This window comes from Flavobacterium sp. UMI-01 (assembly GCF_019656315.1).
GTDB lineage: Bacteria > Bacteroidota > Bacteroidia > Flavobacteriales > Flavobacteriaceae > Flavobacterium.
Genome location: NZ_BPLU01000019.1, coordinates 248148 through 260697, shown reverse-complemented (window position 1 = coordinate 260697; position 12550 = coordinate 248148). Strand labels below are relative to the sequence as shown.

The window sequence follows — 12550 nt, the reverse complement described above, 5'->3', positions numbered from 1 at the left end:
TAAGATGAGACCATATCGATTCATATTGAGCGGAGGTGGAACAGGAGGACATATTTATCCAGCCATTGCCATTGCTAATGAGTTAAAGCTACGTTTTCCTGATGCTGAGTTTCTGTTTGTGGGCGCTGAGGACAAAATGGAAATGCAAAAAGTTCCTCAAGCAGGTTATGCTATCAAAGGATTGTGGATTGCAGGCTTACAGCGAAAAATAACCTTGCAAAACATGATGTTTCCATTCAAGGTAATCGCTAGTTTATTAAAATCAAGAAAAATAATAAAACAATTTAAACCTGATGTGGTGATAGGAACTGGTGGTTTCGCCAGCGGACCTTTATTGCAAATGGCCAATATGTTAGGGATTCCAACAGTCATTCAAGAACAAAATTCGTTTCCCGGGATTACAAATAAATTATTAAGCAAAAAGGCGGATGCTATTTGTGTGGCTTACGAAAATTTAGAACGTTTTTTTCCAAAAGAAAAAATGAAAGTAACAGGTAATCCTGTACGCCAAGACTTAATAGCTATAGAAAACAAACGTGACGAAGCAATTAAGTACCTTCAATTGGATTCCAATAAAAAAACTTTGTTGGTACTTGGTGGAAGTTTAGGTGCTCGAAGGGTAAATCAATTGATTGAAAAAGAATTAGAAAGTATCGTAGCTCAAGGTGTTCAAGTGATATGGCAATGCGGGAAACTTTATTTTGAAGAGTATAAAAAATACAATTCTAGTTCGGTACAAGTTGTGGCCTTTATCGAAAGGATGGATTTGGTTTATGCAGCCGCGGATGTGATTATATCTAGAGCAGGTGCTTCTTCGGTTTCGGAATTATGTATAGTAGGGAAACCTGTGATCTTTATTCCTTCACCTAATGTAGCCGAAGACCATCAAACTAAAAATGCCAAAGCTATCGTTGATAAAAAAGGGGCATTAATGTTGAAAGAACAAGAGTTGGATAGCTTGTTTAGTGTGGTTTTTGAAGCTTTGATGAAAGATCAAGGGAAACAAGCTCAGTTGAGTGAAAACATTAAAGCATTGGCAATGCCTGAGGCAACCAAACTAATTGCTGACGAAATTGTGAAATTGATTAAATAGCAATCAGAATAAGAAGTGTAAATAAGCATAATTAATACAATTACGATGTAGGTTGTTGCTGTACGTGGTGATTGAAAAAGAGAATAAAATGAATTTAAATCAAATACATAACGTTTTTTTTATCGGAATTGGAGGTATTGGCATGAGCGCTTTGGCACGATATTTTAAGAATATCGGAAAGCATGTTTCGGGTTATGATAAAACGCCAACCATTTTAACTTCTGAGTTGATAGCCAATGGAATTGATATTCATTTTGAAGACCAAATTGATTTAATCCCTGAAAATTATTATGTAGAAAATACATTGGTGATTATTACTCCTGCGGTGCCTAAAGCGCATACGCAATGGAATTATTTTTTAGAGCGTAATTACCATGTGAAAAAACGTGCCGAAGTGTTAGGTATTATCACCAAAGATACCTTTTGCTTTGCAGTGGCTGGGACACATGGAAAGACTACTACATCTAGTATTTTAGGACATATTTTATTTCAAAGCGGTGCTGATGTTACAGCTTTTATTGGTGGTATCGTTGAGAATTATAATTCTAATTTAATAGGAGATGGGAAGACGGTAACTGTTGTGGAAGCAGATGAATTTGATCGTTCGTTCTTGCATTTACACCCAAATATCGCTTGTGTGACTTCAATGGACGCAGATCATTTAGATATTTATGGTACTAGTGATGAAATTGAAAAGTCATTTTTGGAATTTGCAAATAAAATTGAGGATAAACAAAATTTGATTGTGACCAATGATTTGCCTCTGAAAGGGGTAACTGTGGCAGTTAATGAACAAGCAATCTACAGTGCAACTAATGTGCGTATTGAAAATAGCAGTTATGTTTTTGATGTTAATACTCCTAAAGGGGTTTTAAAAGATTTTCGTTTTGGACTACCAGGAAGACATAATCTAATGAATGCTTTAATGGCTGTTGCTATGGCGGATATATATGGCACCCCAACCGACGCAATTGCAGCGGCCTTAGCATCATTTAAAGGGATTCGCAGACGATTTTCGTATCAAATAAAAACGGACGATTTTGTTTACATTGATGATTATGCGCACCATCCAACTGAAATTGATGCCGTGCATCAGGCAGTGAGAGAATTGTATCCAGGAAAGAAGGTCTTGGCTATATTTCAGCCACATTTGTTTAGTAGAACTAAAGATTTTGCTGATGATTTCGCAAGAAGTTTGTCTGCTTTTGATGAAACCATATTAATGGAGATTTATCCTGCTAGAGAGTTGCCAATGGAAGGGATTACATCCACTTGGTTAATGAATAAAATGGAGTCCAAAAATAAGAAATTGGTTGCCAAAGATGAATTGATAGATGCTATTTTGGATAGTGATGCGCCAGTTGTTGTAACAATAGGAGCAGGAGATATTGGAGAATTGGTAGGAACAATAAAACAAAAACTAAATGAAAAAATTACTTAGTTGGTCCAACATTCGGTTGATTTTGATTTTTGGGATTGTTATTTCGCTTTATTCTTTTACTTCTCATCGAAATAATAACCGAAAATTAAAAAAATCAGTTGTTGTTTTTGTAGGAGATAATCCTTTGTTTTTAAAAAGAGAAGCGGTTAATAAATTGTTAATAGAAAATAGAAGCAATGCTTCAAGCATTGAAAAAGATAAATTAGATTTGAATAAGCTAGAAAATACCCTAGATGCAAATGATATGATTGAAGAATCGGATGTGTTTGTGAGTATTGATGGTGTGCTCAAGGCTGTAGTGAAACAAAAGACCCCAATAGCAAGGGTTTTGGATGAAAATAGTTCTTTTTATATTGGGTATGAGGGAAGTAAAATGCCTTTGTCGGATAATTTTACAGCTAGAGTTCCGCTGGTTTCTGGTGTGATAAATGAAAAAAATGAGCAAAAATTGATTGCGTTATTTCGTTTTATTTATGACGATGAATTTTTGAAAAAAAACATCATTGCAATTGAAATTAGACCTAACGGAAGCTTAAAAATGCACAATAGGGATTTTGATTATCAAATTGATTTCGGGAGTATCATAAAAGTTGAAGATAAATTTAGGAATTATAAAGCTTTTTATCAAAAAGCCATTTTAGATAGTTCTTTGTATAATTATAAGAAGATAGATCTTCGATTTTCACAACAAGTAGTTTGCACTAAATAATAGATTAATGGAAAAAGAGAACATAGCAGTAGGTCTAGATATTGGGACGACCAAGATTGTTGCCATGATAGGTAAAAAGAACGAGTATGGAAAACTCGAGATTTTAGGAGTAGGGAAATCTAAGAGTTTAGGTGTAGCACGTGGCGTGGTAAATAATATTACACAAACCATACAGTCTATCCAACAAGCAGTACAGGATGCCGAAAATAGTTCAGGGTACAAAATTAAAGATGTGGTGGTGGGGATTGCTGGACAACACATACGCAGTATCCAACATACTGATTACATCAGTAGAAATAATCCTGAAGAAGTAATAGGTGGTGCTGATATTCAAATGTTGATTGATCAGGTGAATAAATTGGCGATGTTGCCAGGAGAAGAGATTATTCACGTATTGCCACAAGAATTTAAGATTGATGGACAATCAGAAATTAAAGAGCCTATAGGAATGTATGGCGGAAGACTAGAATCTAGTTTTCATGTTGTTGTAGGGCAAGCTTCGTCCATTCGTAATGTAGGGCGTTGCATTCAAAGTTCAGGGATTGAGTTGTCAGGATTGACATTAGAACCCTTAGCGTCCTCAGATGCAGTTTTGAGTCAAGAAGAGAAAGAGGCTGGAGTAGCGTTAATTGATATTGGAGGAGGAACCACTGATTTAGCCATTTTTAAAGATGGAATCATTCGTCATACGGCTGTAATTCCTTTTGGAGGAAATGTGATTTCAGATGATATCAAAGAAGGTTGTTCTATTATTGAAAAACAAGCCGAATTGTTAAAAATTAAATTTGGTTCAGCTTGGCCAGGTGAAAATAAAGACAATGAAATCGTTTCTATTCCTGGTTTAAGAGGAAGAGAGCCAAAAGAAATTTCGTTAAAAAACTTATCCAAAATTATTCACGCAAGAGTTGTGGAAATTATTGAGCAAGTATTTACGGAAATCAAAGCCTATGGTCATGAAGATCCTCGTAAAAAATTAATTGCAGGAATTGTTTTGACAGGCGGTGGAGCACAATTAAAGCATATCAAACAGTTGGTGGAATACATCACTGGGATGGATACAAGAATTGGTTATCCTAATGAGCATTTAGCAGGGGATTCTGATGAGGAATTTTCAAGTCCTTTATATGCTACAGCGGTAGGATTAGTAATGAATAGTATTGAAAACAAAACTCAAAGTGCCGTTCGAATTGAGGAAGTGGCGCCGCCAAAAGTGGTTTTTCATAGAGAACCAGCTCCAGTAGTTGATCATTACGAAAGAATGGCTGTAGAGGAAGAAGTGAAAGAAAGAGTGGCTGTTAATTCTAAGAAAGAAGAATCTACAGGAGATAAGATTAAAAGAACGTTTTTTGATCGTTATGTAGATAAAATTAAAGATTTTTTAGATAACGCAGAATAGTTTCTCGTTTAAGAGTACAACAGCAAATAGTATTAATATCAAAAACCAAATAAAATGATGAGCAACTCAGAATTTGGAAGTATTTCATTTGATTTACCAAAAAATCAATCAAATGTTATAAAAGTTATAGGTGTAGGTGGAGGCGGTAGTAACGCAATAAACCACATGTTTAAGCAAGGAATCAAAGGTGTAGATTTCATTGTGTGTAATACGGATTCACAAGCATTACAAAATAGTGCTGTCCCAAATAAAATTCAGTTAGGTGTTAATTTGACTGAAGGGCTTGGAGCTGGAGCTAATCCAGATGTAGGTCAGCAATCAGCTATTGAAAGTATCGCTGACATTGAAAAAATGTTAGACCGCAATACTAAGATGGTTTTTATTACCGCTGGAATGGGTGGAGGAACTGGTACAGGTGCTGCTCCAGTAATTGCGCAATTAGCTAAAGAAAGAGAAATTTTAACAGTAGGTATTGTTACACTTCCATTTTCATTCGAAGGGAAAGTGCGTCAGGAACAAGCCTTAATTGGAATTGAAAAGTTACGCAAACAGGTTGATTCATTGATTGTTATCAATAATAATAAATTAAGAGAAGTATATGGTAATTTAGGTTTCAAAGCGGGATTCTCTAAAGCGGATGAAGTTTTGGCTACTGCTTCACGAGGAATTGCTGAAGTAATTACACATCATTATACACAAAATATCGATTTACGTGACGCTAAGACAGTATTGTCAAATAGCGGAACTGCTATCATGGGTTCGTCAGTTGCTGAAGGGACTAATAGAGCCAAAGAAGCCATTGTTTCGGCTTTAGATTCTCCATTGTTGAACGATAATAAAATCACAGGTGCCAAAAACGTATTGTTGCTCATCGTTTCTGGCTCAAATGAGATTACTTTGGATGAGATTGGCGAAATCAACGATCACATTCAAACTGAAGCCGGTTTTAATGCTAATATTATTATGGGTGTTGGTGAGGATGAAAGTTTAGGTGATGCTATTGCTGTTACCGTTATTGCTACTGGATTTGATATTGAACAGCAAAACGGTATTGTAAATACAGAGCCTAAAAAAATTATTCACACCCTTGAAGACGAACAAAAAAGTGTGTATAATTTGTCGCAAAATACAGTAACCGCTTTTGACTTAACTACTGATGCTCCTATAGCAAATAAGGAAGAAGAAAAAAGAGTTGTTTTTGAATTAATTGAGGACGAAGTAACACCTGAGCCAATTGCTCCTCCTGTAGTAGTTGCTCCAGTTGCAGAAAATGATGATTTGGTATCAATGTCTGAGTTTATTAAAAATTTAGATGTTACTTTTGAAATAGTTTCTCCTATAAAAGACATTGAATACACTTTTACAGCACCAAAAGCTGAAGAGCCAAGAGTATTTCAAACTTCAAAACCAATTGAGAAACAAGAAGAACAAACGAGTATTACTTTTGATCTTCCGTTAGAGAAAAAAGAACCAGTTGCTAAGGTTTCTGAAAACACAATATTTGAACTTACCAATGAAACACGAGATATAAAAGTGAATCAACCTGTTCAATTCGTTCCTGTAACTGAATTGTCAGACAACGGTATTATTAAGTATTCATTAGAAGAATATATGGAGGCTGAGAATGAATTGTTGTCCTCTAAGCCAGCTGCTAAAGTTGTTGAAGAAGTGGTTCCTGAGGAAATGAACATCACGATGAAGCAAGTTGATTTTTCTAAAAAAGAAGAGCCAAAATTCGAAGATATTTCTCCAATGGAAATGACTATTGAAGAAACGCTTAGAATGAGAGCAGATGAAAGAAGAAAAAAATTAAAAGAGTTCAATTATAAGTTTCATAATAATGTCTCTAAGGTAGAAGAATACGAAAAAGAGCCAGCTTATAAAAGATTAGGAATTGATATCTCTAATCAACAAACTAACAATGCTACTTCGAGAATTTCAGTAGCGACGGATAGTAATAATGATGTGCAATTGCGTTCTAATAATTCTTTTTTACATGACAATGTAGATTAATTAGCGTAACAAGAATATTATGCTTAACCCGAAAATTCAATTTAATTTTCGGGTTATTTTTTTTATCTTCGCACCACATTTTTAAAGGCAAGATCTTGTGAAGTTTTGCTTAATGTGACCATTCATGTTGGAAGTTTCAATGCATTTACTTGGTTTTAAAAGTGCTTTTTGAAGCTATTTAATTAAGTAAAATCAAAATACTTTTCTTGTATTGTGTAAAGAAAAGGGGGGTAAAGTCAATTAGAGTGTCACAAAATAAATAGTTACAACATACAAATCATCGATATATGAGTTTAGCCGCAAATATCATGGACGAAATTAAAAACGCCATGAAAGCCAAAGATACTGTTGCTTTAGAAGCTTTAAGAGCCATTAAATCAGAATTGTTATTAGCACAAACTGCATCAGGTTCAAAAGAGGAAATTTCAGCTGAAGAAGAGATAAAGCTCTTACAGCGTCTGGTGAAAACAAGAAAAGAAAGTGCTCGAATTTACACAGAGCAAAACCGACCAGACCTTGCTGAACCAGAATTAGCTCAAGTAGCAGTAATTGAGAAATTCTTACCTGCACAATTAAGTGAAGCTGAAATTGAAGCTATTATCGCTAAAATTATAGCAGATACAGGAGCAACAGGAATTGCTTCAATGGGAAAAGTTATGGGAGTGGCTTCGGGACAATTAGGAGGAGCCGCAGATGGTAAAACCATTTCTACTATTGTGAAAAAATTATTAGTATAAAAGTTTAAATTCTAAACAAAAACGATAATTTGGAATTTTAAAGAATTAAATTTTTATAGTTTGACTGCGTAGTTTTTGCCTGTCGTCAGACAAGCAACTGGATGCCTCTCTGCCAATAGACAGGAGATATCAGATGACGTATCAATTAATTTATCATATAAAAATGGCTGCGTAGTTCAACTGGATAGAATATCAGATTTCGGCTCTGAGGGTTGGGGGTTCGAACCCCTCCGCAGTCACAGATTTTAAAAAGGATGACAAAAAACAGTTAAATGTGGATGTTATCCTTTTTTTATGGAAATTGTTTTGTAATTTTATATATGTAACTAATTGTTTATTAGTTTTTTAATAAAAGTATAAAATGAAAGAGCGAGTCCCAGTGTCAAGTATTATGACCAAAAATATAATTAAATTGAACTTAACAGATGATTTGTCCAAAGCAGAGATTTTGTTTAGAAGCAATAGAATTAAACACATTCCTGTGGTAGATAATTTTAAAATTGTAGGAATGTTAAGTTTAAACGATTTGTTGCGGGTTTCTTGTACGGAGACGGATGATATGGACGATTTGGATTTAGAATCAGTGGTATATAATATGTTTTCAATCAAACAGGCCATGACTAAAAATGTGGTGACAATTAAACCTTATACGACAATCAAAGAAGCTGCTTCTATTTTAGTTGAAAATGATTTTCATGCGCTACCTGTTTGTGATGGTGTTAATTTGGTTGGAATTGTAACCACAACTGATTTGTTAAAATATATGTTGGAGCAATACGAGCTTGCCGTTTGATTTTAAGTTGCCAATTGGCTTTTTCATTTGATTCTTTTTTGTATTTTGTACAGCATTATCTATAGATGTCATAAGATTGTTATTGCCACTCGCTGTTGTACTTTTATTTTTAATACCCTTTATAGCAATCTTTATCTTAAGATTTGTGGAGCCTATTTATGTGCTTATTTATAATCGCCCCCTATATTTATATTGTTATCCTTTTCCTAAAAAAATTTCATTAGTACAAAAGAAAATTTTAGAAACTGATTTTCATTTCTATTCCAAATTATCAGTTACTAAGAAAAAATATTTTGAGCATCGTTTACAAGAATTTTTACTCAAATATGAATTTATAGGTAAAGATATTCAAGTGACAGATCAAATGAGGGTTCTTATTGGAGCGACCTATGTGATGTTGACATTTGGGATGAGGCACTATTTGATTTCAATGTTTTCAAGAATCATTATCTATCCTTCGGCTTATTATTCTACTTCAGGGGAAATATACCATAAAGGCGAATTTAATCCACGGTTCAAAACAATTGTTTTTTCATGGGAAGATTTTTTATTAGGACATCATACGGCCAATGATAATGTTAATTTAGGCTTACATGAATTTACCCATGCATTGCATTTTTATTGTCTTAAGAGTAGGCAAACTAGTGCCCTCATTTTTCAAGATGAATTTGTAAATGTATTAAGTTATTTCAAAAATGAAGAGAAGCTTCAAGGATTGATTCAAAGAGGTTATTTTAGGTTGTATGCCTATAGTAACCCGTTTGAATTTTTAGCAGTTGTCTTGGAGCACTTTTTTGAAACGCCTAATTTGTTTAAAGAGGCGCATCCTGACCTGTATTCTTCTGTAGCAAGGATGATCAATATTAATCAAAAGTATTTTTCTTAACTAAAAAAACTTCCAAATAGCTAGTTGCTTTTTGGAAGTGGTTTAAAGTTTTTTATTGTATTTATGATATATAATAGCGTCGTTTTGTTGTCAATGACTTACTTCTAATTCGTAATATTTAACTTTTGCATAAGCACCTTGGTCTCTTGATTGAAAATAATTTCCAGCTTTGAAATAATTTTCGAATATTCCCCATTTTCGAATATGGATGCTGTCATATACTTTGTATTCGCTGTCATTCAATATGATGACCATTTTGCCATCAGAAACTTGAACTTCTAATGTGAATTTCCCGAAACCAACTTCTTGTTCGAAATTAAAGCCATCATCATCATCCCAAGCATCCTCATGCAAAAGTTCGTTCCCAGTTGCATTTAAGTTTTTTAAGATTTTGGTTTTGACTCTTATTTTACCGTTTTGCCAGTAAATTTTTAAAATGGGAGGTGCATTATTGTCTTTTTGACCCATCAAATCACGTTGCTCATCAGTCAATATACCATGTATTTGCATGATAATTACTTTATGGTATTTTCCATTGGCATCTTTAGATACTTCACCCATGGCAAGTTTTCCTTTCATTTTTGCTCCTTGTGCAAAAGTCCAATTGACTTTGTTGTTACCTGGGACTAATTGCTCTCTTAGTTCACAACGGGTGTATTTTGTATTTGCTGTCTTGGCCTCACTTGGGAATGAATAAAAGACTAAAGCACCACTAGTGGAATCATTATACATATATGGTAAGAGTCTTTGGTCAGTTGCGTAATTCAAAATTTCCGGTGGTTGTACGCTTAGGGCACTCCCTTTTTTATTTAATTCGGGTGTTGTAACACTCCAATGACTCAAATCAATTTTAGGTAGTTTGTATCTTTTTTTCTTCTTCTTTTTTTTAGCTTTCTTTTCAATCTTAGAACTTGAATCTGTAACACTACCTGCCTTATCTTGGCAAGTAGCGTTTACAGAAACAAATAATAGTAATAAAATTGGAAATAAGCTTTTTAGTGTGTTTCTCATGCGGTTTTAATTTGCGGGATACACTTTTACGTTATCAACGTAAGCATCAACATCTGTTACTCCATAGATTAAAATCGAGACTTGTCCAGTGGCGTTTGATGTAAATACTTTGGTGACTTTGGTGAAGGTAGTTTTACCAAGAACTTGATCTCCAACGTGCTTTGTTAAAGGTGCAGCATTAGAACTAAGGATGGCATCGGCTCCATCAGAAAAGTGACCATTCAAAATTTCTCCAATAATTCGGTTACCACCTGGGGCAACTCCTGATTGTTCTGCTTCCGTTTTAATGGCGTATTCAAACTCTAAAATATAGGGTGTGTTAGGAGTAACTACAATTGCTTGGTAAGCGTATCTGGTAGAGCTACTAACATACGCTCCAGCAGAAGTTGATTTTGTCCATTTGGCACCAGCGGTTTTTGAACCATTGTCTGAACCGTCATAGTTTAACCAAGATCCATCACTACTAGTATTGTAAGGACTAGTCGTACCTCCTGAAAAACTGCTGAATTTCCAATTGTTTTGACCGTCTGAAAAATCGCCATTCAAAATTTCGGGGATAATTGCTGGCGGAATTTCGGGTTTAACTACTGTAATTGTTGCGGAAAATGTACTGGTTTTTCCTAATTTGTCCATGGCTGTCAAAGTTACGGTATAGGTACCTTCTCCAGGGAAAGTATTGATTCCGTCTTTTTCAATACTCATATTACCATCACCATAATTCCAGCTATAATCAGTTGCACTGGAAGAGGTGTTAGAAAAAGTATAGGTTAAATAGTCGGTAGTTTCAGTTGCTACAAAGTTTGCTACTGGAGGTTTTAAATCGGCTTTAGAATTGGCTTCGGGCAAGTCAAATGCCAAGGCGTCAATAGTAGGGTCGCATGATGTTAAGGAAAAACAAGCGAGGAGCGCGAGGACACTCGTACTTATTTTTACTATTCGGTCTTTTATACTGCTAATTTTTTTCATAATTATATTTTTTATTTATCTTAATTATAGCCTGGATTTTGTTTCATTGCACCTTTACTAAGGTTGATTTCATTTTGAGGAATCGGTAATAGTAAATCAGTAGATTCAAATTTAAAATCATTGGCTAAGGCAAAGGCTCTAAGCACAGATTCGGCTTCACCAAAACGAACTAAATCAAAAAAGCGATGATTTTCAAAAGCAAATTCTACACGTCTTTCTAAAAGTAAATCTTGTTTTTTGATTGTGCTTGGGGTTGTTAAATTGGCTCTATCTCGTACTTCTTTAAAAGAAGCTATAGCGGTAGAAGCAGAGGTTTCATCAGCACCTGCCATAATTGCTTCGACATGCATTAAGAGGACATCAGCATAACGTAATACAATCCAGTCATTACCTGCAAGTCTAGGTAAGCCAGTAAAGGTTTTACCATCACTTCCGCCAGTTTCACCATTAGGGAAGTACTTGGCTACTTGATACCTGATAGTACCTGTTGAAATAGGATCTTCACGATAAGAATCGGCTTTTCTAGTTCCGCCATGGGCATCAATAGCCGCAACAACATCGGTAGTGGCATAATTCACTCCACTAGTTCTACCTACAGCATTCATCCATTCTGACGAAAACAATTGGCTATTGTTTTGTACTCCATTTTCATATCCTATGGCAAAAATAATTTCAGAGTTGAGTTCGCTATAAAACACATCATGAAAATTATTTCGCAAAGAGTATTTTTTACTATTGATAATTTCTTCACATAATAATTGTGCTTTGGTGTAAGATTCAGGTGTTCCAATTGTCAAATGTACTTTGGCCAATAAAGCTTGAGCTGCTGCTTTAGAAGCTCTTGTTTTGTAAGTGGGAAAGCCTGTAATTTCAGGGTCTAAACCTGTAACAGCTGTATTTAAGTCGGCTACAATAAAATCGTATATAGTTGCAGTAGCTACTCTAGTATATTGGATGTTAGTTTCAGCGGGGGAGATAACTCGATTTACTAATGGAAGGTCTCCAAAAAGACGTACTAAATTAAAATAAGCATAAGCTCTTAAAAATTTGGCTTCACCTTCTAGTGCAGCGGCTTTTTTGGCATCGGAGACTACAGCTAGATTTTCTAAAATGACATTAGCTCTGTAAATAACTTGAAAATAACTAGAATAGTAATTCAGTACAAAGCTATTAGTCGGTAAAATACTAAAGCTTTCCAATTGACCAGCATCTGAGGCGTCTTCAGAGTCAGGACTTTTGGTACTAGTATTGTCACTTCGCATTTCCGTTACATAAAATTCGTATTGAACCCCGTGATTGTTGTCTTTGTCGTAATCATTAATTCCTTTTACAGCGGCATACGCACCGATTAGTCCAGTTTCTAATTCAGCTGCATTAGTGTAATAGTTACTAGATGTAATACTCGAACTTGGAACGGGTTCTAAGAAATCGCTACAAGAAACAAATACACTTACTGTTAAGATTACAGTGATATATTTTATATATTTCATAATATTATTCGTTTA

At 34.8% G+C, this 12550-nt stretch carries 11 protein-coding genes and 1 tRNA gene; 9 read left to right on the top strand and 3 right to left on the bottom strand.

The features are described from left to right. Positions 1-4: 4 nt before the first annotated feature. The 9 genes from murG to K5R64_RS08470 all read left to right on the top strand — a co-directional run bounded on the left by murG (position 5) and on the right by K5R64_RS08470 (position 9068). Positions 5-1093: an undecaprenyldiphospho-muramoylpentapeptide beta-N-acetylglucosaminyltransferase gene (gene murG / locus K5R64_RS08510; protein ID WP_220762634.1), complete on the top strand. Its 1089-nt coding sequence runs from the start codon at positions 5-7 to the stop codon at positions 1091-1093. Between the two features lie 88 nt (positions 1094-1181). Beyond that, positions 1182-2534, top strand: a complete 1353-nt coding sequence (gene murC, locus K5R64_RS08505) for a UDP-N-acetylmuramate--L-alanine ligase (RefSeq protein ID WP_220762633.1) — start codon at positions 1182-1184, stop codon at positions 2532-2534. Then, positions 2518-3243, top strand: coding sequence for a cell division protein FtsQ/DivIB (locus tag K5R64_RS08500; protein ID WP_220762632.1), 726 nt, complete (start codon positions 2518-2520; stop codon positions 3241-3243). The genes murC and K5R64_RS08500 overlap by 17 nt, the downstream gene beginning before the upstream one ends. A 7-nt stretch (positions 3244-3250) precedes the next feature. Further along, a complete protein-coding gene (gene ftsA, locus K5R64_RS08495; RefSeq protein WP_220762631.1) occupies positions 3251-4639 on the top strand; it encodes a cell division protein FtsA in 1389 nt (462 codons plus the stop codon). Between the two features lie 54 nt (positions 4640-4693). Continuing rightward, on the top strand, positions 4694-6652 hold the full coding sequence (gene ftsZ, locus K5R64_RS08490; RefSeq protein ID WP_220762630.1) for a cell division protein FtsZ: 1959 nt from the start codon (positions 4694-4696) through the stop codon (positions 6650-6652). A gap of 287 nt (positions 6653-6939) precedes the next feature. Then, entirely contained in the window at positions 6940-7389 is a 450-nt protein-coding gene (locus K5R64_RS08485; RefSeq protein WP_220762629.1) for a GatB/YqeY domain-containing protein, read from the top strand. 165 nt (positions 7390-7554) lie between these two features. Further along, a tRNA-Arg gene (locus tag K5R64_RS08480) sits at positions 7555-7628 on the top strand. A 122-nt stretch (positions 7629-7750) separates the two neighbouring features. Further along, the gene (locus K5R64_RS08475; protein ID WP_220762626.1) at positions 7751-8182 is read left to right on the top strand and encodes a CBS domain-containing protein; all 432 of its coding nucleotides are present in this window, start codon (positions 7751-7753) and stop codon (positions 8180-8182) included. Positions 8183-8327: 145 nt separating this feature from the next. After that, entirely contained in the window at positions 8328-9068 is a 741-nt protein-coding gene (locus tag K5R64_RS08470) for a zinc-dependent peptidase (protein ID WP_220762624.1), read from the top strand. A gap of 90 nt (positions 9069-9158) precedes the next feature. Here K5R64_RS08470 and K5R64_RS08465 read toward each other — a convergent pair whose 3' ends face one another. The 3 genes from K5R64_RS08465 to K5R64_RS08455 are packed head-to-tail and all read right to left on the bottom strand — an operon-like array spanning position 9159 to position 12535. After that, a complete protein-coding gene (locus tag K5R64_RS08465) occupies positions 9159-10079 on the bottom strand; it encodes a polysaccharide lyase family 7 protein (protein ID WP_220762622.1) in 921 nt (306 codons plus the stop codon). A 6-nt stretch (positions 10080-10085) separates the two neighbouring features. Then, positions 10086-11045, bottom strand: a complete 960-nt coding sequence (locus tag K5R64_RS08460; RefSeq protein WP_220762620.1) for a PKD domain-containing protein — start codon at positions 11043-11045, stop codon at positions 10086-10088. Between the two features lie 20 nt (positions 11046-11065). Next, on the bottom strand, positions 11066-12535 hold the full coding sequence (locus tag K5R64_RS08455) for a RagB/SusD family nutrient uptake outer membrane protein (protein ID WP_220762618.1): 1470 nt from the start codon (positions 12533-12535) through the stop codon (positions 11066-11068). Between the last annotated feature and the right edge of the window lie 15 nt (positions 12536-12550).